The organism is Paenibacillus sp. 1182 (assembly GCF_017833915.1).
Taxonomy (GTDB): Bacteria; Bacillota; Bacilli; order Paenibacillales; family Paenibacillaceae; genus Paenibacillus; species Paenibacillus polymyxa_D.
This window is the reverse complement of the sequence record NZ_JAFICR010000004.1, coordinates 77,692-101,678: the sequence shown is the minus strand read 5'-3', so window position 1 is coordinate 101,678 and position 23,987 is coordinate 77,692. Positions and strand designations below refer to the sequence as shown.

At 37.0% G+C, this 23,987-nt stretch carries 25 protein-coding genes; 14 read left to right on the top strand and 11 right to left on the bottom strand.

Annotated elements, in window-relative coordinates:
- Window positions 1–150: 150 nt before the first annotated feature.
- Both hpf and JOD82_RS08635 read left to right on the top strand, forming a co-directional pair.
- The gene (hpf, locus tag JOD82_RS08640; RefSeq protein ID WP_209948277.1) at window positions 151–684 is read left to right on the top strand and encodes a ribosome hibernation-promoting factor, HPF/YfiA family; all 534 of its coding nucleotides are present in this window, start codon (window positions 151–153) and stop codon (window positions 682–684) included.
- A gap of 142 nt (window positions 685–826) precedes the next feature.
- Window positions 827–1,570, top strand: a complete 744-nt coding sequence (locus JOD82_RS08635; RefSeq protein ID WP_209948275.1) for an nSTAND3 domain-containing NTPase — start codon at window positions 827–829, stop codon at window positions 1,568–1,570.
- Between the two features lie 41 nt (window positions 1,571–1,611).
- Here the strand turns inward: JOD82_RS08635 and JOD82_RS08630 are convergent, their stop codons facing one another.
- From JOD82_RS08630 to JOD82_RS08605, 6 genes are all read right to left on the bottom strand, one after another.
- Window positions 1,612–3,777, bottom strand: coding sequence for a type IV secretory system conjugative DNA transfer family protein (locus tag JOD82_RS08630; protein ID WP_209948273.1), 2,166 nt, complete (start codon window positions 3,775–3,777; stop codon window positions 1,612–1,614).
- Window positions 3,778–3,791: 14 nt separating this feature from the next.
- Window positions 3,792–4,661: a hypothetical protein gene (locus JOD82_RS08625; protein WP_209948271.1), complete on the bottom strand. Its 870-nt coding sequence runs from the start codon at window positions 4,659–4,661 to the stop codon at window positions 3,792–3,794.
- A 219-nt stretch (window positions 4,662–4,880) separates the two neighbouring features.
- Window positions 4,881–7,256, bottom strand: a complete 2,376-nt coding sequence (locus tag JOD82_RS08620; protein WP_209948269.1) for a type IA DNA topoisomerase — start codon at window positions 7,254–7,256, stop codon at window positions 4,881–4,883.
- Between the two features lie 189 nt (window positions 7,257–7,445).
- Window positions 7,446–8,021: a signal peptidase I gene (lepB, locus tag JOD82_RS08615; RefSeq protein ID WP_209948267.1), complete on the bottom strand. Its 576-nt coding sequence runs from the start codon at window positions 8,019–8,021 to the stop codon at window positions 7,446–7,448.
- Window positions 8,022–8,100: 79 nt separating this feature from the next.
- Window positions 8,101–10,350, bottom strand: a complete 2,250-nt coding sequence (recD2, locus tag JOD82_RS08610) for an SF1B family DNA helicase RecD2 (protein WP_209948265.1) — start codon at window positions 10,348–10,350, stop codon at window positions 8,101–8,103.
- Between the two features lie 12 nt (window positions 10,351–10,362).
- The gene (locus JOD82_RS08605; RefSeq protein ID WP_209948264.1) at window positions 10,363–10,860 is read right to left on the bottom strand and encodes a hypothetical protein; all 498 of its coding nucleotides are present in this window, start codon (window positions 10,858–10,860) and stop codon (window positions 10,363–10,365) included.
- Window positions 10,861–11,122: 262 nt separating this feature from the next.
- On the opposite strand from JOD82_RS08605, the gene JOD82_RS08600 reads away from it, so the two are divergent.
- The 4 genes from JOD82_RS08600 (at window position 11,123) to JOD82_RS29745 (ending at window position 14,194) form a co-directional block, all read left to right on the top strand.
- Window positions 11,123–12,064: a response regulator gene (locus tag JOD82_RS08600; protein WP_209948262.1), complete on the top strand. Its 942-nt coding sequence runs from the start codon at window positions 11,123–11,125 to the stop codon at window positions 12,062–12,064.
- 22 nt (window positions 12,065–12,086) lie between these two features.
- Window positions 12,087–12,839 carry a S1 RNA-binding domain-containing protein gene (locus tag JOD82_RS08595; protein ID WP_209948260.1) on the top strand — a complete coding sequence of 251 codons (753 nt, stop codon included), beginning with the start codon at window positions 12,087–12,089 and terminating at the stop codon, window positions 12,837–12,839.
- A 79-nt stretch (window positions 12,840–12,918) separates the two neighbouring features.
- Window positions 12,919–13,839: a hypothetical protein gene (locus tag JOD82_RS08590; protein WP_209948258.1), complete on the top strand. Its 921-nt coding sequence runs from the start codon at window positions 12,919–12,921 to the stop codon at window positions 13,837–13,839.
- A 4-nt stretch (window positions 13,840–13,843) separates the two neighbouring features.
- The gene (locus tag JOD82_RS29745; RefSeq protein ID WP_209948256.1) at window positions 13,844–14,194 is read left to right on the top strand and encodes a helix-turn-helix domain-containing protein; all 351 of its coding nucleotides are present in this window, start codon (window positions 13,844–13,846) and stop codon (window positions 14,192–14,194) included.
- 24 nt (window positions 14,195–14,218) lie between these two features.
- Here the strand turns inward: JOD82_RS29745 and JOD82_RS08580 are convergent, their stop codons facing one another.
- Complete coding sequence (locus JOD82_RS08580; RefSeq protein ID WP_209948254.1) at window positions 14,219–14,563, bottom strand: hypothetical protein; 345 nt, start codon at window positions 14,561–14,563, stop codon at window positions 14,219–14,221.
- Between the two features lie 1,000 nt (window positions 14,564–15,563).
- On the opposite strand from JOD82_RS08580, the gene JOD82_RS08575 reads away from it, so the two are divergent.
- Both JOD82_RS08575 and JOD82_RS29470 read left to right on the top strand, forming a co-directional pair.
- Entirely contained in the window at window positions 15,564–16,214 is a 651-nt protein-coding gene (locus tag JOD82_RS08575) for a helix-turn-helix transcriptional regulator (RefSeq protein WP_209948252.1), read from the top strand.
- A 5-nt stretch (window positions 16,215–16,219) separates the two neighbouring features.
- Window positions 16,220–16,351, top strand: coding sequence for a hypothetical protein (locus tag JOD82_RS29470; protein WP_013385931.1), 132 nt, complete (start codon window positions 16,220–16,222; stop codon window positions 16,349–16,351).
- 373 nt (window positions 16,352–16,724) lie between these two features.
- Here JOD82_RS29470 and JOD82_RS08570 read toward each other — a convergent pair whose 3' ends face one another.
- Together JOD82_RS08570 and JOD82_RS08565 are read right to left on the bottom strand one after the other, a co-directional pair.
- Window positions 16,725–17,051 (bottom strand): DUF2085 domain-containing protein, encoded by a 327-nt coding sequence (locus JOD82_RS08570; RefSeq protein WP_209948250.1) that lies wholly within the window; start codon window positions 17,049–17,051, stop codon window positions 16,725–16,727.
- Complete coding sequence (locus tag JOD82_RS08565) at window positions 17,048–17,278, bottom strand: hypothetical protein (protein WP_209948248.1); 231 nt, start codon at window positions 17,276–17,278, stop codon at window positions 17,048–17,050. Before JOD82_RS08565 ends, JOD82_RS08570 begins: the two co-directional genes overlap by 4 nt.
- Before the next feature lie 210 nt (window positions 17,279–17,488).
- Here JOD82_RS08565 and JOD82_RS08560 point away from each other — a divergent pair, with 210 nt between their 5' ends.
- A complete protein-coding gene (locus JOD82_RS08560; RefSeq protein WP_209948246.1) occupies window positions 17,489–18,046 on the top strand; it encodes a metal-dependent hydrolase in 558 nt (185 codons plus the stop codon).
- A 195-nt stretch (window positions 18,047–18,241) separates the two neighbouring features.
- Here the strand turns inward: JOD82_RS08560 and JOD82_RS08555 are convergent, their stop codons facing one another.
- A complete protein-coding gene (locus JOD82_RS08555; RefSeq protein WP_245248940.1) occupies window positions 18,242–18,733 on the bottom strand; it encodes a helix-turn-helix domain-containing protein in 492 nt (163 codons plus the stop codon).
- Between the two features lie 183 nt (window positions 18,734–18,916).
- Between JOD82_RS08555 and recJ the strand changes: the two genes are divergently transcribed.
- Window positions 18,917–20,650 (top strand): single-stranded-DNA-specific exonuclease RecJ, encoded by a 1,734-nt coding sequence (gene recJ, locus JOD82_RS08550; RefSeq protein WP_245248939.1) that lies wholly within the window; start codon window positions 18,917–18,919, stop codon window positions 20,648–20,650.
- Window positions 20,651–20,699: 49 nt separating this feature from the next.
- Here recJ and JOD82_RS08545 read toward each other — a convergent pair whose 3' ends face one another.
- The gene (locus tag JOD82_RS08545) at window positions 20,700–21,137 is read right to left on the bottom strand and encodes a hypothetical protein (protein ID WP_245248938.1); all 438 of its coding nucleotides are present in this window, start codon (window positions 21,135–21,137) and stop codon (window positions 20,700–20,702) included.
- A 183-nt stretch (window positions 21,138–21,320) separates the two neighbouring features.
- On the opposite strand from JOD82_RS08545, the gene JOD82_RS08540 reads away from it, so the two are divergent.
- From JOD82_RS08540 to recA, 4 genes are all read left to right on the top strand, one after another.
- Entirely contained in the window at window positions 21,321–21,845 is a 525-nt protein-coding gene (locus JOD82_RS08540) for a hypothetical protein (RefSeq protein WP_209948244.1), read from the top strand.
- A gap of 12 nt (window positions 21,846–21,857) precedes the next feature.
- Window positions 21,858–22,310, top strand: a complete 453-nt coding sequence (locus tag JOD82_RS08535; protein ID WP_209948242.1) for a hypothetical protein — start codon at window positions 21,858–21,860, stop codon at window positions 22,308–22,310.
- Between the two features lie 30 nt (window positions 22,311–22,340).
- Complete coding sequence (locus JOD82_RS08530) at window positions 22,341–22,679, top strand: hypothetical protein (RefSeq protein ID WP_209948240.1); 339 nt, start codon at window positions 22,341–22,343, stop codon at window positions 22,677–22,679.
- 118 nt (window positions 22,680–22,797) lie between these two features.
- Window positions 22,798–23,844: a recombinase RecA gene (gene recA, locus JOD82_RS08525; protein WP_209948238.1), complete on the top strand. Its 1,047-nt coding sequence runs from the start codon at window positions 22,798–22,800 to the stop codon at window positions 23,842–23,844.
- Window positions 23,845–23,987 lie beyond the last annotated feature (143 nt).

Genomic DNA, 23,987 nt, shown 5'->3' with positions numbered 1-23,987 from the left:
ACAAATCAACATCTAACATGACTCAGACCCTTTTATAGTCTATAAGAGTTATACAATTTACTATAAACAATTATAATTCATTAAGATTTCTTCTATAAGAAGATATCGAGTTAATGTAGTCTTACTCCAAACAAGGAAGGGGAATTTGTCATGAACGTACAATTGATCGCAAAAAACTTTGAACTTACAAAGGGTATTAGGGATGCAATAAATAAACGATTAGAGAAACTCGAAAATTTCATCGAAAAAACAACTCCAATCCGTATCACCATGGAAACCTTTAAGTATGGACAAAAAATTGAAGTCATGTTCAATCTTCATGGATCATTCGTAAAATCAGAGGAAACAAACGAGGATTTATATGTTGCAATAGATATGGCGACAGACAAGTTGGTAAAGAAATTAGGAAAACTTGCTCGCAAACATAATGATCAAAGACATAATTCTCAACCGTTTAATCGCGAATTGTTAAACGAAGATTGTCATTGCGAAACAGAAGAACGAAGACAAATTACAAAACGCAAGAAATTCACTATGAAACCAATGATGGAAGAAGAGGCTGTACTGCAAATGAAGATGTTGGGGCATGAAACATTCATGTTTTTTAACGGAGCTACTCAGCGCATGTGCCTATTGTATCAACGTAAAGATGGAAACTATGGGATTATCGAAAGCGTCTACTAAATGACTCGAAGAAACCTTGGGTAAACCCCCAAGGTTTTTTTATTAAACCAAGTTAAACCTCAACTATATTGCCTATAGTCAATATAATTGGTAATGTTACATTGTAACAATGTTACAAACTAATATAAGGGAGATGAATACAATGAAAACAAATAACTCTAAAGTGGTTAGGCTCAATCCCAATGAACAAGCAGTCATTGAACTGTTTCGAAAAGAAGGTGAGAATGCCGTTTTAAATGAATTAAAAGGATTGATGTCTAATTCAAACATGTTCTCGCAAGAGTCCCCTATCATCAAACAACTTATTCATTTGTTAGACAATCCAACATTTTATAGTTTGAAAAAATTAGTTGATAGCAACTTTATTACAAATGAAGATTTCTATAAGCTAATAGATGCCATGGAGAAATATAAGAATATACTTATTGTTGGACCTACTGGCTCAGGGAAAAGTACATTACTACGCGCCTTGCTGGAATATCAACTAAATACATTTCCTAAACATAGAGTTGTTCTTTTGCAAAGATACAATGAATTAAGTGTTGAAAATGAGGAGTCAAGCAGAAATATACGTCAAGTCTTCAATTTGAGTATGGATGAAATCAATTTCCTTCAAGAAAGTGAGGATCAATCTCTCCTTTGTATAGCAGAAACTACATCTACAAATGATGCATTGGCGCTTGCTATGGGTTTAAATGCTGAGAGCCGAATTCTCACCTCTATAAATGGAGTGAACTGGAAAGTTCGATTAAAAGGCTTTGTAAATGGTCGTGCAAGGAATATGTATGAGAGTACGCTATCAAATCGTTCGTTCGTCATCGTAAAAACAGACTTTTCTCCTAAATTGTGTGTTTCGGAAATTTGGGAAGAACAATTACAATTTTAATGATACAAAAAAAAGACAGCAGATCCGCTGTCTTTTTAATATTATATGAGTTCATCTTCTTCATCAGACGGGAAATCAAACTCATTTTCCTTTTCCCCATTTTGTATTTTAGGAGCAACTTCTCCTCCAACAGGAAGAACAAAATCGTCCGTAAACTCTTCGTCACGATTCAAAACCTCTTTCCCTTTATACAAATGTTCTTTGTCGTTTTTACGTGTTGTTGCCGCCTCAACCACACTCTTAGCAATCACCGGATCAGCTTCTACAACTTCAGAAACTTCTTTCTCCATAGAGGTCGGTATTGCATGCGCAGCTTTTGCAAATACACTCTCTTTATATTCGACAACCATCTTGTCGAGCTTTTCATTTAATTCTACAGGAATATATTGAATCTTACCTACTCCTGGTGGCGTAATGCTGTTGTCTGTGATTATACAATAGGTAATCTCTCCAAAGGGACGATAAATAATATCGGATGGAGAATAGCGAGCTTCTTTCGTTTCCGTCTCCCGAATAGATTCCGAGTCATAATTTAACGGCTTAATTCCTTTTAGTGGATTAAATTTTTGACGAGTAATTCCCTTTTGAACTTCTTTTTTCACGATTTCTCCAAACTGGTCAGAGTAATACTTGGCATCAACTGCATTACCGCCCGGATAGATGATGATATTCCGTGCATTTGTAGACACCAACTCAATAAAGTCTTTTCCGTCTTGACCACTCCCCATTCCGATTAATGCACGGTTTTGTGTTGCCAAATGAGAGGCGACTCGATAAGAACGTCCTTGCGTCAACATATCTGCAAATCCTGGATTCGCATAGACTTGGAATTCGTCAATATACAGAAAATGAGGTCTTCGAGTAAACTCAGTCCCTGGTCTTCTAAATACAGAGGATTGCAACTGCAAGATAATGAAATATCCCAGGAAACGTCCAAGGTCACGTAAAGCACCCTGAGCTGTGGTGATTGCCAGAACTCCACCTTCTTCAAGGATCTTATCAAAATCCACTTCATTTTCACCGTTCGGGGGATTTAGTACCCTTCTCAAATGACTATTTGAAGTGATTTTAGCAACTTGAGAACGGAGCCCCGAGCAATGTTCATAAGTCTTACTTTTCTCATTCAGATATTCATTCAGGAACCAAGATGCAATATCCGCATTTTCTTTGGTCATTTCCTCACTATCTGAGCTGAGACGCGAAAATAGGGATACCATTTTTCGTCCCATCCCACCAGAGTTGTGCAATAACCGTGAAAGCTCTATCAGATTTGCCTTGTTACCATATAAACGTTTCAACACCTTCAAAGCATTCCGAATGAGCGTCTCATTCATATCCAAAAAGAATTGTGGAGAATCTGGATTAAGCATCTTAAATGTCGTAGCCATATTTTCAATGACATCTTCTTCTTTACCATAAAGCGGATTAAAATACGGGCAATTCGGCAAAATGGGATTGAAATACACCGCTTTTCGCCCGTAATGCTCCGCCATTGCATAAATTTTTTCCGCAAGATCAGATTTTGGCTCCAATACAGTAATTCCGCAGTCCATATTTTGCATATCTTGATCTATCATGGGGATGATCGTTTGACTCGTTTTACCAGAGCCCGTAGGACCCAGAACGAGCATATGAAGAAAACGATCTTTATATTTAAGATGTACAGGTTTTTTTGTTTCTGCATTAACTGCAATTTGAACGTCTCCAAGTTTCTTCTCATCAGATGTAGTTACAATTTTCAACTTTTCAAGCATAGATTGTGTATACACGTTGTTAAGTGCTTCTCTTACAGAATCCATACGAAAAAAAGCTACGCTTCCGACCAATAGACCTATATTGATAAAGTAACTCATTCTAAATAATGCCATTGCCTTTTCAGGACTTCTTGATCCTAAGGTTGTGGCTAATTCCAAAAACAAATGATTTACAGTGGAACATACAAATACAACTAATGCTATCTTGGCGATCCAAAAGCCTACTTTACGATGCTCATCAGAAGCCTTATCTTTAAAAAGTACAAATCCGAACGCCACAAGAACAAAAGTTACAACCGTTACCGTAAAGTTGCTGCTAAAAAAAATGTATCCTGCAATAAAGTTGGCGATCTGTAACATAAAAGTCGCAACCATAATCGTTAAAAAATTTTTTCCGGCTGCTTCAAAAAACTTGGCTTGCTTCTCTCGTTTTCCCTTTTCCTTTTCGTCCATAAATTCCCTCCTTCTTATCTGTTTTCAATAATTTTGTAAATTTTTTGCCATTCTCGTATCGTCTTATAGGGTGGCTTCGCTCCATCGGCTGGAAGTATGGAATATAACTTCGAGGTTCCATCTGCGAATTGAATGACATAACCGACAAGATGATGACCTTCAATCTCGAAGTCGATTTTGTATAATGTTTTCGCACTCTTGTACATGTTGAAGACATCCACAAAAATCTTCCCTTCCGTTTTCTTCGAAAGCTGTAAGATCCGAACACCGCCATCAAAGATCGGATTAAGACTGTCTTGTTCCAAAATAATTTCAGCTCGATAGCGATCGTTAAGTGCCAAAGCTCCAAGCAGTGCATTTTCGGGGTCTTTGATCATACTTAAAATCCCGACCATGCCGTCAAATTCAATGGTTTCTCCATGATCTCCAGAGATTTCATCCTCTTCTGTTGGAGGAACCAGGTTTGCAAGCATCGAACCCTCGAAATACAATTGATGCAACATTGCCCCATCATCTTTGTCTTCAACCTCATTCACAATCGATTGAAGTTTCTCAATCCCGTTCATAAACTCCAGATTTCGAAAGGCTTGTCTCGCTTCTTGTTCAAACGGTTCCGCTTCCAGCGATTGAATGCTACGCAATTTTTTTTCTGGTGGCTTTTCATAGATTGATTTATCTGAATCTTTCTGTGGCTTCTTCTGAAGATCTGAATGAGAATCTTTCAAATCAAGACTTGATGCTGCTGTCGATGCTTTAGGTTTCTGTGTTTTATGTGTTTGTGTGGGGTTACTCACTTGCTTTTCCGAAAAAGATAGATACAGACTTATTGATAATCCGACAACTATTCCAACGCCCAATAGACCTATCAAAACTTTTTGTTTCACTTATACACCTCCCTTCGCTATGAAAATTCGAACTTAAAAATCACTTTTGCTAATGTGTAATATAGATTTCTAACTATTGGTTTATAATTGTTGGATGACGTAACTACTTAGAACAAAAAAAAAGAACCTTGCTTTTAAAAGCAAGGCTCCCTTTGACGGAAAATATTAGTTTGATATATTAGCTACATTTTTCTCTATCAGAATAGCGTTTTACCATTCTTATTTATTTTTGGATGGGAACACAAAACTGATTTTGTCATCTTTCCACTCTAATTTCGCGGTACCCGTTTTTCCACTGTTCCAAGTGAACTCTAATTCTTTGGATTGCTTTCCGTTTAAAATAGCCTTCATATTGGCTTCACTAATCTCAGCTCCGCAAAACACTCTTTTTTGAATAAATGTGCAGGGATTCTTATAGTCTTCACACTTGTAATAATCTTTTGTCACAATCACTTGTTTCGAACATTTTGGACATGTACCGATTACTTTTCGTTCACCCGCCTGAACGGACGAGCCCGTACTGCTCCCAGACGGCACAACCTTGAATTCCGGGCTTAACATGAGCTTAGCTTTTCGCGTTGCACCTGACTTAAATTTAAGCTCCAGTTCTTTAGTCTCTTTACCCGAAAGTAGTTTTTTCGCTTCTGTCTTCGACACTTTTGCGCCGCCAATTTCTTTTGCAATTAGAAAATCGCATGTATCCTTATATTTTGTACAAAGATAAAATGATTTTCCTTCAATAACATCTGAACTACATTTTGGACATTTGCCGATGACTTCTTTATCCGTTTGTTGAGATACAGACACTTTGGTATGTTTGAAGTCTTCGATCATGAATTTGGTATATTGAATCATTTCTGAATAAAACACCTTCGGATCATACGTTCCTTCTTCGACCTGAGAAAGCTTCTGTTCCCATGTCGCCGTAAGCTCAGGCATTGTAATGTCTTTCCCATGTAAGCCTTCAATGATTTCCACCCCAAAATCAGTTGCGAAATAAGATTTCACTTTCCCAGATCCTTTGCGTTCAATCATTGCTAAATAAACAAGTTTCTCTATAATCCCGGCTCTTGTGGCAGGTGTTCCCAATCCTTTTTCACCTTTAAACACACTGGAGAGTTCTTCATCCTCAATCAATTTACCTGGATTCTCCATTGTTTTACCTAATAAATAATCATTGTATCTCTGCGGAGGCGTTGTTTCTTTTTGAATAAGCTTTATTTCATTAATTTTAAAAACTTCACCCTTTTTAACAGATGGAAGTATGTTGTCGTTATTTTTGTATTCATACAATCTCATGAACCCAAGATCAACAAGTACACTTCCTGTTGTTTTAAAGCGGTGACCATTACTCTCTGTAATGATACTCGATTTATTCATAACCAGAGGAGGCAAGAAAATCGAAAGAAAGCGTTTCGACACGAGCATGTAAATATTCTGCTCACTGGTACTCAATTTCGAAAAATCAACAGATAATCCCGTTGGAATAATAGCATAGTGATCCGTTACTTTTGAATCATCAACATACTTTTTATTATTAACTATGCCTTCAAGAATCGCTGTGTTGCCCAAAACTTCTGATGTACTATCTTTTAGCCCTGCTATCGAGAGTAATGGCTGTAAATTCTTATTAAACTCTTTTGCGATTGACTTAGTCACAAAAGGACTGTTCGTACGTGGATAACTAAGTAATTTCTTTTCATACAGCACCTGAGCGATTTTTAGCGTCTCAGCCATGGTATAACCATACGTACGGTTTGCCTCATTTGATAACTCTTGTAAGGAATGAAGCTTTGGTGCGTATTTCACTTCTCTATTTTGATCTACTGCAAGCACGACACCTTCTTCACCAAACTTGCTACACATCGATTCAGCTTTAGATCTATCAAAAAATCTGGATTCATTTTCATTGTTGTGATCATAATAAAGCCCTTTATATTTCCCACCAAAATTAGACTCAATCTCCCAAAAATCTTTAGGCACAAAATTGCGCAACTCTAATTCCCGATCTACAATCAATTTTAAAACAGGAGTCATAACTCGACCTACGTTTATCTTTTTGTTTGCAATCATCGTTACTGCACGCGTAGCATTTAGACCAATTAACCAATCAAAATAAGCACGATACTTCGAAGCAAGGGTCATGTTGATTAACGCTGGTTCTTTTTCGTCTCTCAAGTTATTTAACGCATGACTCAATTTGTTTTCCGTTAAATCTGTAGACCATAAACGCTTCACAGGAAGTCTTGCTCCGATATGATGATAGAAACTGAAAAATATATGTTGCCCCTCTCTACCTGGGTCACAGGCATTGATTACATAATCGTACTTTTCACTCAGTATCTCATCTTTAAGTTCCTTATACATTTTCAACTTGTCTTTGCTTGGCTTATAACGGAATGTCTCTGGGATCATTGGCAACATAGATAAGTTCCACTTTTCCCACTCCTGTTTATACTCATGTGGTTCCACTAATGTCATCGTGTGACCTGCAAAAGTTTTAAATGTAATTTGGTCTGCATGTCCAAATTTATCGTAGACTGCTCTGATTTGTTTCATTAGATCCGGTTTCTCTGCAATGAGCAAAGCCCTCATATAGCACCCAACTCCTTTAGTCAATTATTTATATTAATTATACTATAGTCAATTTTATTTGTAATTAATAATTTCGTTTTTTTTACAGTCCGATTCATATGAATCTCATCTAAACTTCAATACTCCTACCTGCTTAAAAACAAAAAGAAGACATCCACAATGTTAGATTTGCAACATTGATTCAGTCTTCTACTTAAAAAGTTTAAATTTTGAAAAAGGAAGTAACACTCCAATAGCCTTCCCGTTGACGTTCTCCGCTTTTAGAAAACCCCAATGCGTCGAGTCTTCCGAGTTGTTTCGATTATCTCCTAATACAAAGTAATAACCCTCTGGAACGGTAGCTTTGTCAAACGTGTACAACGGTTGTTCCAATAGATAATCCTCTTCTAATGGGTCACCGTTCACATAAACAGCTTCGTTCTTTACTTCAACCTCATCTCCGGGCAAACCAATAATCCTCTTTACATATTTCAACTTCTCATCAAGGGGATATGTGAAGAAAACGATATCTCCTCGCGTTACATGTTTGGTGTTAACATATAACACTAAATCGTCGGGTTCTAATGTCGGAGCCATGCTTTCACTTGGCACAATTCCAATGGAGAAGAAATGAAATATAATGACCAACATGACTGCCGTTCGAACAACACGACGATCCTTTTTCCAAACTTCTGCAAAAAATCTGTGATCAAATAACTCCATCCAAGTCCAATTTCTTGTTTGTTTCAGATTTTCACGATCTTCCTTTTCTTTTTTTGTTTGCATAACAAACCCCTGCCTTTTTAATATTCATCTTTTCATTCTATGTGAATTTTGGCAAAAAAAATAGCCATCGAAACGACAGCTAAGCAACAAGATTAATTTCTTTTCGTACTTTTTCCTCAATTTGTGAATTACGATCATTATCAGCATTAAGAGCTGCTACTTTAAGTGAAGACTTCATACCAATGTTAACAACCTTTTGTTTTGCTCTGGTCCATCCTGTATAAATCAGATTCTTGGTAAGCATATTTTCCTGTGAAGAATGAATTGGCATAATGACAACCGGATATTCACTACCCTGACTTTTGTGAATCGTTGTTACGTAGGCAAGTTCAACTTCTTCAATGGATAACTTGTCATAGACCACGCTTTTTTCATCATATTCAATCTCCACTTGTAGACCATCATCAGCATCTTCCCAAATCTTAACGATTCTACCGACTTCACCGTTGAATACTTCTAAATCTTTGTTATTCACCGTATGAATGACACGATCGCCTTCACGTAGAAAATTCAGTTCGTCAAGCTTGATTTCAACTTTATCGTGTGAGGGAGGATTAAACGTTTTTTGCATCAAACAATTAAGACTCCAAACCCCTAAATCGCCTTTTCTCATAGGAGTTAGAATCTGAATATCATCCAGTTTGTAATGATGATTAGTCACAAAGCGTTTTACACACTGAATAATAGTTTGTTGCGCTTGAATTCTATTGGAACGTTCAATAAAGAAGAAATCTCCTTTACTCTCATCGAATGTAATGGAGTCTATTTCCCCGTTTATAATACGATGTGAATTCATAACAATTTGGCTATTCTGCGCTTGTCTAAAAATTTCAGTTAAACGAGTCGTCGGAATTTTTCCCGAGTTAATTAAATCGCGTAATATTAAACCAGGACCAACTGAAGGTAATTGTTCGTAGTCTCCAACAAATAACACTCTCGTATTCTCGTGGATCGAAGATAACAATCGATAACATACATATGCATCCATCATCGAAATTTCATCGATAACAAGTAAATCACCTTCGACAATAATTTCTCGATCTGACTCTTCATCATGCCCTAAGCCAATTCCCCTATGTATCGTCATGGCTTCCATCCCTGTTAATTCAGACATGCGCTTGGAAGCCTTGCCTGTAGGGGCAAACAAGTGTATTACAGCTCCTGGTTTTACATATTTCAAACATTGGATAATCGAGTTAATGGTTTGGGTCTTACCCGTACCTGGGCCACCCGTTAATATACTGATTCCATTGAGCAATGCCATATGAATTGCTGATTTTTGTTTTTCCGCAAACTTAAAATCATAGGTTGCTTCATAGTGTTTAATAAATCGGTCAATATCCAATGCTGTACATAATGGCGGCTTCGATTTTTCCACCAAATTTTTCAAAAGTGAAACAATCTTACTTTCTACAAAGTGATTATTATTGAGATATACACATTGAACACTTTTTTCATTGGTTTCTATGACAATTCGATCTTGCGATTTGAGTTCAAGAAGAGCATGTTCAATGTCATTCTCTTCCAAACGATATTTCTCGCCTTCATATGCACCTACTTTTAATAAAAAATCAGACAAACGGGTTCGTATCTCATCTCCTGAAACATACAAGTCACCCCTTGATTTTGAACACCAATTTAGAAAGTAAATGATCGATTCTTTAATTCGTTCTTGGTTACGGTGCGAACCCGATAAATTTCGAGAGAACTTGTCTGCAACGATAAAACCAACCTTGTCTATTGCACACAAAATATAAGGATTCTCTTGGATTTTCATAATGGAGGCTTCGCCAAATTCCTCATAGATCCGTAAAGCAACTTTATGATTTCCCCCATTACTTAATACAAAAGTACCTACATCCTCAAAACGCTTATGTCTGAATAATTTATCCTGTATTGCCTTTGCTCGAACCTCGCTGATTCCGCCCACTTGCAGTAAACTTCGATGATCCTCTTCAATTCGTTTTAATGCTTCTTCACCAAAATAATCGACGATCTTCTGAGCAGTTTTCTTGCCAATTCCCTTAACATATTTTCGGATAAACATCTCAATCCCTTTTTGGGTTTGAGGAACAATTCGTTTTGGAAGTTCAACTTTGAATTGATATCCAAAGACATTATGATTAACCCATCTGCCCTCTGCCTCAAATTCATCTCCCTCAAATATAGAAACAAAGTTCCCTACAACTATAAGCTCCGAAGTAGGTGCATTCGAAGCTGAATACTCTGTGAATTTAGCTTCGGCGATGGTATAACCTGTATCCTCATAGTGTTTTCGAATCTTTTTTATCTCAAATTTAGCATGTATAGTCTCTTTCCCTTCTACCATAAAATCTACCCCTTATTGCTCTCTGAGCTTCAATGTTGTATTCGTCGTAATGGAAACTTGCGTTATTGCATCCGTTCTCAACCACATATATTCACGATTTTCTATAACAACAGGCTTCAATTCGATGCTAAATGTTTCACCTTCCTCAGGATATTTCTCAGAATGAACGGTCATTTGCATTCTCAACTGATCACTTGTCGAACGCAATTGGTTATTGGTAGGTCGTCTCATTACACGAAAAGACGAAACTTTCCTTTGGTCAACCTTACTTTGCGCTTCATCTTCAGAAATCAACTCGTACAGATCTTTGCTAATCACTAACGGAATCGTAACATCCTGTACGTCAACAACGATCTGTTCCTTTCCCGTAGATACATCATAGTCTAAATATATCTCGACCTTAAATTCATACATTCCGAGAAAATTTGACTTATATTTAATTTGAAATTCATATCCTCTTTTTTTAGATAACTTTGTTATTTTCGTTGGTCGATACATTCTGCCAAGCAAAAATATTACCTCCTTTGAATTGCTACATAATATATTTTAAAATTTAAGTTCTTTAAAATGCCTTTTTTGATTTTGATAGAACGATAAAACTATCCTATCAAAGCTTATATTTTTGGTCAATTATAATTTACACTTTTTATTGTGAGGTATACGACATAGCTTTTGAATATTCGTGAGGAATCCTACATAAAAGAATTATTGACAATAGTCAAAAAGTGAAAACAGTTAGAGCATAACAAAGGGAGAAAGGAGGGAGATTCTTATGAGTAAAAGAGTTCTTATTGTAGATGATGCTTACTATATGCGTAGCCTGATTAAGAAAACATTGAAAGAGGCTGGATACGAAGTCGTTGACGAAGCCAAGAATGCGCAAGAAGGAATTGCCAAGTATTTTGATTTAAAACCTGACTTCGTAACGATGGATATTAACATGCCTGATATGTCAGGGATTGAAGCAACCCGGCAAATCGTAAGCCAAGATCCTCAGGCACAAATTATCGCCGTCACAGGATGCAATAGTGAGGACATCAAAGCCGAAATGCTTCAAGCCGGCGCCAAGCAATACTTAAAAAAACCTTTTCAACCTGCATTTTTATTATCCAAAATTGATCATTTACTTGCTGATATGAAAGATACTGAAATCAATCTAATTGCCGATGTTGAGGAAGAAGATTTTTTCGAAAAAATGGTTTTTGTATTACCCGAAAAAACAGATCAGCCGCAAGAGGAAGTCCTGGTCATTAAAAATGACTTAGATAATTTTGAATTTCCAGATGATTTCAATGTAAATGAACGAGAACAATTTGCACTTACCCCAGACTTGACTTTCGATGATGTGGCTATTCAAGAAGAGTCATCTAAAATAGAAACCAATATTTTAAGAAACGAGGTTGTTGATGAAACGATAACAAGCAATACAAATTACGAAAATGATGTTCATCAAACGGAGAACAATGAAGTTGAAGCAACTCCTACTCCGACACCACCATCCTCCCCATCTCAACCAAAAGAAGAAATCAACACTTACATGCAAATTCGTCCACCACGAGGTAAAGTTTTGTCTCAACTGGAACATGATCAGCATGAAACCGTTGAAGAACTGGTCGAGCCTATTATCGACAACATGACTGATGACAACTCGATTTCATCATCCAACGGAAAAGGGTTTTTAGCTAAAATCGCAAGCTTATTTAAAAGAAAATAAAAATTTTAAGGAGGAATTTCACATGAAAAATTTTGCTCAATATGAAAAGGCGATGAAAGAAAATACAGTTTTAAAAGGTCTGGTAAAGGTGGTTCAATTCGATCATGAACTAAACACCGATGTCCTTATTCTTGACCTTGATGGAACAAAAGGAATGATTGTTCGAGAGGACGTGGATTTGGAGGTGAATTGGAAATCACTGGTTGGATTTATTGGTCGCGAGGTGAGCTTTATCGTGAAAGAAATCGACCGAGACAACGGCGTAGTCATTTGCTCTCGCAAAGATGCTCAAGAGATTATGAAAAACATTATCACTGAACGCTTAACAGAAGGCGAAGTCTTTAATGCTAAAATTGTTAACATCCTGAAATATGCTGCCTATGTCGAAATTGAAGGCGTAACAGGTTTGCTGAAAAACGTTGATTTTGCTGACGACTATACAACCATCGCAGAAAAACTAAAAGTCGGAGATAGCGTAAATGTAAAATTGAAAAAGATTTCAAGCAACGGACGACTCATTTTCGAAGCTGTAGAAAAATTCAGAAATCCAACGATCATGGAATTTTCCATGTTTGAGCGGGATCAAGTTGTATTCGGTATTGTACGAAACGTACAACCGTCTTGTGTATATGTTTGCATTGCCCCAGGCTTCGATGCGTTAGCTCCTCTGCCGCTAACGGGTGAGATTGAAGAAGGAATGAAAGTTTCGTTCCGTATTACGCAAGTACGGGCAGACGAAAATCGCGTTCGCGGTAAAATCGTAAGAATCCTGTAAATAAAAGCATTTGGAAGGGCAGGAAATAATATTCCTGCCCTTCTTAAAAAATACGCACATATGAAAGGAGCGTTGTTTGATGTACCTAAAACAAAGGGATGGGGAACTGGTGATTGTTCCCGCTGATTTAAAACAAACATTTCAGAATAAGTTTACATTGAATATCGGCAAAAATGAAATTATTAAAATGAAAGATAACAATGTCATTACCGATCGTGACCTTAAAATCGCAAAATTTCTTTTTCGTTTTAAATTCGCGACTGCTGAACAAATTCATAATTATCTTGGAGAAGAATCATCTAAGGTTAACATTAAAAATCGATTAGATAAATTGGTGAATTACCGCGTACTAAACAAATTCATGTTGTCCGAATTTGAAGAAGAGCGAATTGCTGCTGATGCCTTTGAAATCTATTGTTTGGATTTGGGTGGTCGATATTTGTTATCTCATTATTCTAACGAAGACACCACTGATTGGTATAGTACCGTCAACATGAAAACTTCTGAGATCATTAGCAAAAATTTAGTTGTATCTGAATTTTATATTCGTATCATGCAAACCTGCGGGTCTAAAATAGTATACTTTAAACCTGAACCCGAATTGAGGGTTGGGAAGAAAAACGTGATACCATCATTTGAAATGTGCATGCAGTCCAATGGCATCACCAAATACTTTATCGGTGAAATCGTTCGAGAATATGATTTTCCTATTTTCATAAGAGAAAAAGCCGTAAAACTGGAAAGCCTATTGAACACAAATGCATGGAAAAAGTATTACTATGATTCAGAATCCGAACCTGTATTGTTTATGTTTGCAGATACCGACCTAACAGCTCTCGAAACAGGTAAATTAATTACTGAAACAACGGAAATTAGAAATTTCCGCCTATCGACGGATGAACGTATTGGACGAGAGTTGTATGAGACAGGAGCTTTCTTAAAATATGTAGAGGAAAAAGATTCTTTGCAAGAAATTAAAGCGGGAACCTTCAAGCCTTAAATATATGATAGATGAACTTACAAATATTCATCAATACATTCATCTACTACGATTAGAACAGCGGTTATCTATACAAGAGCTTGCAAAAAAGAGTGGAGTTTCAGCATCTTTTATATCACGTATTGAGACACAAGACCGAAACCCCTCTTCCAAAACACTCGAAAAACTCGCGCCTCATTTAAATATCAATTACGTAAAACTTTTAGAAGTTGCTAACTTATTGGCTAAAGATAATTCGGAGATTTTACACTTAGAAGAAGTATTACAACACGCTAATCTGTATTGGCAAGGTAAAATCATAGATGAAAATACGAGGAGATTACTCCTCCATTCCATTGCATACCAAGAAGACTGAACGATGATCCGTTCAGTCTTTCTTTTACACTAACATGATTTGATAAAATAGCGCCGTAATCACTCCCAAACCACCTAAGAGAGCCGTACATATCATTGAGATCATTAAGTTCATCATTGCTTCTCTACGCTTAATTGGGTGAGATGATAGGTTCCCTAATTGAACCATATGAAAGATAAAAATTAAAACGCTTGTTAAAGCTCCCATTCCAGCGATCCAAGCCATAATAATACGGTATTCAAGAATAAAGGCATTCCATGCATTGATCAAGGTTTCTTTGTCTGCTGCATATACCTCAGTTGAATTGAATACGAGCAACAAACCCACAAATAGTGAAAACATCACTCCTTTGAATACATATTTCTTCATATCTCTCGCCCCCTTTCTCTACTTTTTTCTTCCTACTCTTCACCTAACATAATAGGAATTTCTGGACTCCTTTATTCCGCTTTTGCTTGCTTAGAAAACGCAAGGTCTAACACGACCTTTCATTCTTATATTGTTTCATTTTTTGTAAATTATAATTGACGTTTAATCTTCAAAATGATATATTTAAGTAGAGCTTATTTAAGGAGGTTTTCATCGAATGAAAGCAACATCGCTCCCCGTACGTTCTTCCATGAGACGTACATTCGCAAAGTATAAAATCATACGCCGATGCACTTTTTTTGCTATTGGTTTTATACTTTACTTCCTCTTTCATGATGTAGTTGGATTTTAAAATTTGTACAAGAAGATTCACGCATCCCTTCTCCATTCAAACTAAGCGACGTTTATGGAGAGGGTGTATAAATAGAGGATAATATGGGCGCATTGTTCGAAGAAACATTTGAATAAGCCGACAGGAAGTTTCTAAAGACCATTTTCTTGGCATGCGATTTGATTACCCTGTGTAATGCTTTCATATTTCTTTTGACTTAGACCTGATGGTTTGAGCTCCATTTGCGATTAAGCTATCTAAGTTCTATAAACTATCTTTGAAGATGGATCTAAATATCAGCTTTTTTAAATTATTCTTTATTCTCTAATTTTCTATATCATCCTGACTCTACACCGTAATTTATGTAAATGATGAAGTGATATGGGTTTTGAAAAGTCGGAGACACTCATCTGATTACGAACGCCTCTTAAAATTTAAAACATTTTACAATAAAAAAATTACTACGAATAATATAGCTCTACTCGTACCAAAATAAAGCATGTGACTAACTTTTCCTGATTTATTTTTGTAAAGAATACTTGACAATAAAAATACAATACGTTAGTTTTTTGATATACTTTACATATTACATTTAAATATCTTATTGTTCATATGGCATTCCTTTTATGGTATTCCATAGGCCAATTCGAATATATGGAGGCACATGAAATGGAAGATTTCTTCGATGTACTGAAGAAAACAGGCAAGCAGCCCATAAAAAACTTATCCGAATTGAAAGAAAACGATTTGTATATCATAGAGAATGATACAGATGTGGTAGAAGTGTTCATTCCACAACTGCTAAATGAAAAAGGGTTGCTTATTTCTGAACTGGCAAAACTAACAGGTACATCAAGACAATATATAACCTCTGTCATCCGCAACAAGATGAGACCAGGAATTGATTTCGCTCTAAAAGTAAGCTTTGTACTTGGTGAGCCCATTGAAAACATTTTCAAACTTACTGAGAATTATTGGTTCACTCCGGTAAAATTGGCTGGAGATTCTCCAGTGTATATTGACCTTTTTCATATGCAGCTCATTGATAGTGCCGAAAAGAGAAGAAGAATCCAAGAAGATAAATTCGAGTATTTTAACAAAACAACAAAAGAAAAGTACAGCAAAGCGGAATATGAAAAGATGCTCAAATCTTATGTTGATCAGAAGATTCAAACCAAGGACGAGAAAAACAAAGAAGACGATTCAACCTTATTTAAGAATGAACTAAAAACAGAGTTTAGTTGTAATTACAGCAAAATCTATAAAAAGATCGGACGAAAAATGACACCCTATTCGTTGGATATGTACAAAAGGTGGTGACTTCAATGAAACAATTCATGATTAAGTGTAAAGAAAAAACGTTTGTTCAGAATATACTCATTGAGGTAGTGGCTGATTTACTTATGATCGGCATGGGAATCATTATAGCGTACTATATAAAGACCATGTTGTTCTAAATTGTACTTTCATAAAAAAGGGAGGCTTGCTAAAAAGCAAAGCCTCTTTTTTATTTCTTCCAATATATCTATCTACTTTTCTTCTACCTTCTCTAATTTAGAAAGCAAATACTCGAAAAGATAATACAAACAAACCAATATGAGAAATAGAAGGACCCAATATCCGAATATACCCCCTCCTCGCTTCAAAGCTTCTTCAATTGCTATATTTCCAACCATTAACTTATCAATGATTGAATGTTTTAATAGAAACGTTAATATTATCGCATGAAATAGTACGCCCGTATGCGCAAACTCATCCCCTATAAGCCAAGCAAATAAAACATGCAAGTTTGTCAACACCTTTTTGAGCATCCGCCTAACTCACCCTCTTTCAGTTCAGAATCTCTACTAAAAACCACACGATATTCGATATGAGTAATGCCTGTCCAATACCAAAACTGAATCCTGTTAATAATCGGAGAACATTGTTACTCTTTCGCCACTTCCACAACTGAGTGTAACCATCGATTAACAACGGCAACAGCAATATAACAATCCAAAAATACGATGTTTTTACATGAAATCCTACCATAATGGGTGAAATGGCATACCCCAGCAAAACTGAAGTGCACCTTGCACATAACATCATTGGTTTACCATGAATATGAAGCGAACGATCAGGCCGACGATGACAAGGAATCCAACGCATAATTCTCATGGTGTACAATCTGGAGCACCATCACAATCGGGCGCTGCATCACAATCTGGAGCGTCATCACAATCGGGTACTGGATAACAATCAAACCACACAGGTGCAGGCGTCCCCTTAGCCGAAAGGTTCTCTTTCCTCACTTCTTTTTTCTTGTAATACAAAATCATGATGATCAGCAGTAGTACACCTATGCTGAAAATAACACTTCCCCACATCAAATTACCTTGTATCATGCATGTGATCCCTGCTATCCATGCTATAAAACATAATGTTAAACCTATAAAAAACATTGAATGATCACCTCTTTATTTTTCAGATTAACTTCCCTTTTTCGAAAAAACGATATGTATCAGGCTTAACTGCGTTTGATAACCTTGATCATCAATTAATCCCAACCTCTATTGCATATAGTGTATGAACACTTAAACAAAAGGAGGTTGACTATGAAATACCCTGCGCACGTTGTTGGCGGCTTAACTTTTGGTATTGCAGCCAATCAATACATCCTTCAGCATTTACCTTTTATGAAATCAGGAGAATTCTCAACCCTCATGATCTCAGCATTGTTTATCTCAGGATCTGTATTTGGATCTCTTCTTCCCGACATTGATCATCGAGGGAGCTATCTTGGTAGAAGACTTCCACTGCTGTCCCACTTAGCCAACGCTACAATGGGGCACCGAGGAGCCACTCATGCTCCCTTCATTACGGTTACCTTAACAACAATCTGTGCGCTCAGCATTAATTATCTGCTACATGGAACCGCACAATGGTTTGCGCTAACTCTACTCGCTGGAATCACGACGGGTTCATTGAGCCATATCTTCTTAGATGCTTTAACTAAAAGTGGAATTCCCCTATTCTATCCTTTAAGCAACAGACACTTCCGTTTAACCAGCATGAAAACAGGTGGAATTGGTGAAATCATCGTTACTTTTCTTATGATGTTTGTGATTGTTTGTATGTGTGCAGGTAATATTGCGTCTCTATTTAAATCGTAAGAAAAAAATTCATAAGTAAACCCCAGATTGATAGACATGCGCTTTTAGCATAGGTTAATTGTCCAAAATAAAAAAAGTCGCTCCTTTTTTGGAACGACTTTTTTACGTATGGAATATTCTATTTGCAATAATTTGAAAATAGAGTTGTTAAACCCATCTCTTCCTCATTTGAAATTCTCTATTGCCTTAAAAATTTTAGTTATTTCTCGCTTTGTTTTTCAGAAAAATAATCTCTCCTGGTAATTTTAAAATCTGTAGTTTTTTCAAACAATTTGGACAAACGGCAACCATTTTCTCTGTGGGAGACAAGTGCTCTTGCTTTGTTTCCAGGACAAAAAATTCTAAATAAGGCTGTCCGTCCACATGAAACGGTGCGTTATTGCCACATAGTTCGCAAATCCCTTTTGACCTTTCCAAAACTTGTTTCTTGTAATGGGCATATTCATCGCTCAATAATTCATAATTTTCACTCATTACATCCATTTCATTAAAAAAATAGTCCACATCTACAGAAAAAAAATGAGCTAAACGAAATAATGTTTCAAAATTGGGGCTACGCTCTCCACGTTCATACATCCCAATCGTAGATGAAGATTTACCTAATTCATCAGCAAGTGCTTTAATCGACATTTCTTTTGATTTTCGAAGCTCTCTTATTTTCGTTCCGTTTATCGTAATCATACCCATATCATAACTCAACGGTACTACTTGTCAATAAACGTCAAACGACTTTTCTGATCATTATAAAAACTACGTGGTTAAAAACTTCGTTCTATTAATGTTCCTTGGGTTTCTTGTAAATTATAATTCACATATAATAATTTATCAATTATACTGTTAACTATAGTCAATTTTTATTGGAGGTATACTATGGTCAAGTTGTTGGTGAAAAAAGATGTAGACATCACTCCATTCAGACATCATCCCGATCTCTATGGAATTAGTGATTTAACCCTTAAAATCCTTGTGAGTAGAGGTTTTAAGACACCAGATGAGATTAAACATTTTATGTATGGCGGTATCAAAGACTTACATGATCCAAGGACTATGAAAGATGCTTTACTCGCTGTAGAGATTATCATGGAGGCTATTCATAATGGCGAGTTTATTATCGTCTACGGAGATTATGATTGCGACGGTGTGGGAAGTACCACTGTTATGACGGAGTTACTTCAAAAAGCAGGAGCAAAAGTTTCCTTTTTTACAAACAACCGATTTATTCATGGATATGGTCTTTGTCCTACTGGGGTAGATGACATGTTAGCCATGTATCCTGAGACGAAACTCATTGTAACCGTCGATAATGGGATATCTGCTTTTGCCGGCATAGATTATGCTAAATCTTTAGGTCTTAAAGTTGTTGTCACCGATCATCATGATCCAGGGGAGTCTATTCCAAACGCAGATGCTGTGGTGGACCCCAAACGTCATGATTGTGAATATCCTTTTAAAGGTTTGTGCGGAGCTGGTGTTGCCTTCAAACTTATGCTTCTCCTCTATTGGACGATGGATTTAGATCTAAGCACAGTGTATGAAACACTTGATATCGTTGCCCTTTCAACTGTTGCTGATGTTGTACCCTTAGTTGATGAAAACCGCATTCTCGTATCACTCGGAATATCTAAAATTCAAAGTGAAGACCGAGCGGTTTTTCGGATATTTCGGTCTGTTACGGGCGTGAAAGTAATAAACGCCCATTACACAATCGGGATGGTGTACGGTCCCATGATCAATGCCATAGGCCGTTTAGATGGAGATCCAAGGAGAGCCATTGAAATGTTTTTCGAAGACGATGAAGAAAAAATTGAACAAACCGTTCTTTATCTTAAACACGTCAATGAGACGCGAAAGAAAATGACAGTTGAACAAACTGAACAGGCCATCTCCATGGTTGAAGGAGAGCTTGATGAAGAAACTGGTCTTAGAGAGCCAGGTGGAAAAGGTCTCCGTTTGATCAACGTGGTTTATCATCCTGACTTTCACGAAGGGATTGTAGGATTAATTGCGGGGCGTTTAAAAGAACACTATAATCGTCCGTTCTTTGTACTTACTAAAGAACATGGTCTCATAAAGGGGTCAGGTCGCGGGATAGATGGCTTTCATTTAAAAGAAGAAATGGACAAAATCAAACATCTCCTTTTAGGTTATGGGGGTCATGCTAAAGCGAGTGGCTTAACTCTAAAAGAAGAACATCTTTCAGAGTTTGAGGAAGAGATGAATAAACTTGCTGACGGGGTACTAACTGAAGACCATTTTCACAAGATTTACCGCATTGAACACATTTTCGAACCTCACGAATTAACGACGGATATTGTTGAGGATCTCAAAGAACTGGAACCATTTGGTGAAGCTTTTCCAAAACCAGTGCTCGCCATTGATAAGTTCAAAGTAGACAAAGCTTTTTATATGGGCACGGAAAAGCAACATATAAAACTCAAATCTGGCAAGCTCGATCTCATCATGTGGGGTATGGCTGAAAAATATAGGGAAATGGGTGAACCCAAAATCATAAAGGCAGTTGGTTATCCTAATTTGAACATTAGGAACAATGTTACTTCTGTTCAATTTATCCTTGATAATGATAATTTTCGCATAGTCTCTTAACTTACAACCATACAAACAAGAGCCAAAGTTTTAAACCCTGGCTCTTGTTTTACTTTTGGTCCCTAACTTGAGATTTAGCCTGTGTCATCCAAGTGGTGACCAAGTGAAGGATAAAAGCAAAGGTAATTTGTCCATACGTTGACAATTCAACTGCTTGGATCGCCCCATCAATCTTGTGAATCAACCAAACCAATAATAACAACTCCATCGTTTTACTTACAAATCGAAATACAAAAGTAGGAACACTCAATATCCTTTCAGTCAAAATAGATATAGGGATTTCAATCAAAAAAGTTAATGGATTTAACATTGTGACAACCGCAACCAATATGAATGTACTCCATACTGAATTCAGTTCAATGTGTAAATTCGTCGTTGCCTTGATGATATACATTGCGATTGTTAAGAGCATCGCTGAAATTGGCATAGAATATAGAGCAAGCAGCGAAACCCTCTGATGCTCTTGTGACGCTTTATTTCTTTCCAAATAACCCCCTCCTTCTTTTTTATAGTTTATCTATCCTATGCTTGTAAAAGCATGTACACCAAGCGTCAACACTCCAACCTGATCGGACAATTTCAGTAAATTATTTTTTACATTGATCAAATTGACTATAGTCATTTTGAATGATATTATATTTTATAAGCATATGAAAGGAGCGGTTTAAATATGGCTAAACCTCCGGTGTATCCTCTTAAAACCACGGACGGAAAAAGTACAACCTATTTCAGAATACTGGTTCGGTGGGCGAGGGATTATGTGCAGCCCGATGGTATTGAATTGAATTTTAGTGGTTACGAGAAAACGTTAGAGGAGTATGCAGACCTCAACGAAAATGAACTTAATAAAGCATGGAAATTAGCAAAGGAATTAAACACCTGGGCTGAGTATTTTTCCAGCATTGCCAACCTGATACAAAAGGTATACTTGGATGCAGAGACGGAGAAAAACGAAGTGAAGGCATTAGCTTCCCTTGAGGCAGATAATAAAAAAGTTACTAATGGAGATCGTCTGTCGAATAAAAGTGAAAGGGTCGTACAAGCTCGAAAGAAAAGAAATGTGTTAAAAGCATTCCATGAAGAGCTTTGTGCAAAAGTGAAATTTTTGGAACGTGCTCACTATCATTGCAAAGCAACATACGATGCCCATGTTAAAACAAACACGATGAATCAAAATCGTTCTTTTGTAAGTTAGGCGGGGATCTTTATGGCGAGAAGAAAAAACGATAGTGGCATGTCCTTTGAACATTTAGCAAAAGTCATTCATTCCTACTTGCTTGAGCAAGGTTGGGAACTGAACTTTCGTGGATTCCGTGAAGTCTTGAGACGCTATTTTCGTTTACAAGACCATGACATTGTAGAAATCCACGAGCTGATGATTGAGTGTAACCTTTGGTTTAACTATTTCAGTGAAGTGCAGTCATTCATCGACCTCAAAAAAGAAGAATGGAGTCTTGAAGCAGATTGGCTTATTGCACAGGAAAAAATGGCTGAACCGAGCGAAGCATTAGAAGACCGTATTCAAAATGCGAAATTGCGAGCAAAACAGTTTGGCATATTCTCCAATCAACTTGAATCACAAAAAAAATTCTTTTCGAAAGCATCAGGTCATTGCCAGTCACTTTACAAAAATGCAACGATCCGTTTACTCCAATCATAAGTAAATTTAACGACGAGAGGAAAATTGACTATGGTTACAATCCGGCGATTACTAAACGATAAAAAATACAAGTTTAAACATATCGAAATTCAAGCGATAGAGATAGATGATGATTCAAATGTGCTTGTTTTTTCGGCTAACTATACAAAAACAGCTATGCCAGGAAAATCATTAAGCGACGGGCTCATGGAAATTAACAACACCCTTTGGACGGAAACGTCAGTCAAACGTCCTCCAGGTTATTTCGTTTTTGGTGAGTCGGAAGAAAACGGAGCTGCTACATGCTTTATGGTTTCGAAAGAATGGTTGGAACATACACCAAAGAGCATAAGAGAAACTAAACGTAAGCAATGGAAAGTCAAAGTTTAAGTCGATTTCATCAACTTTACGAATGATATACATAACTTATTCATAATAATTCTTATTTTATATGATGAGTTCTGAATGTTATACTAATATTTTTCATATACAGTGAGGGGAACCAAACATGGCAAACGACAGAAAATTGGCATTGGAAAGCGCATTGCGTCAAATCGAGAAACAATTTGGCAAAGGCTCCATTATGAAACTTGGTGAGAAAAACAACATGGCTATTGAAGCCGTGTCTTCGGGATCCCTTTATCTTGATCTCGCACTTGGCATTGGAGGGTTTCCTAAAGGTCGTATTGTTGAAATTTATGGACCAGAATCTTCGGGCAAAACGACTGTTGCTCTTCACGCCATTGCAGAAGTACAAAAAGCAGGCGGACAAGCCGCTTTTATTGACGCAGAGCATGCACTTGATCCTGTTTACGCTGCAAATATAGGTGTTAATACGGAAGAGTTACTCATCTCTCAGCCAGATACAGGTGAACAAGGGCTTGAAATCGCCGAAGCTCTTGTTCGTAGTGGTGCAATTGATATTATCGTCATTGACTCTGTGGCTGCACTCGTTCCCAAAGCTGAACTTGAGGGAGACATGGGCCAATCTCACGTAGGCTTACAAGCTCGATTGATGTCACAAGCTTTACGTAAGCTTAGCGGTGCAATCAACAAATCTAAAGTCGTTACCATCTTCATCAACCAGTTGCGTGAGAAAGTAGGCATTATGTTTGGTAATCCAGAAACGACTCCTGGTGGTCGGGCATTGAAGTTCTACTCCTCGATTCGACTCGATGTCCGCAAAATTGAAACCGTCAAGAAAGGCGATCTTGTTATTGCTAACCGTACTCGTGTTAAAGTCGTGAAAAACAAAGTGTCTCCTCCCTTCAAACAGGCTGAATTCGATATCGCATTCGGTAAAGGGATTGACTTTTACGGTGAGTTGCTTGATCTTGGTGTTACTCATAACATTATTGACAAGTCAGGGGCATGGTTTTCTTATCAAGGGGAGAGACTTGGTCAAGGACGCGATAATGCGAAGACGGCTCTTAGCGAAAATGAAAAATGGAGATCAGAAGTTCACAACAAAATTCTTGAGATCATCAACGGAAGCAAAATCGTTGAAATGAACCACACCGAAGAGAAAGATACTGATTTATTTCTTGAAGAATAACGATTTAGAGGATGAAAAGATAGTACATCCTCCTTTCGATTCTACGAATAACTCACAAATCAAATGCCCCGTATGTTTGAGATTAAAAACAAACATACGGGGCATTGTTTTAGATTGTTTCTTTACAATTAAGAACCTCCAAC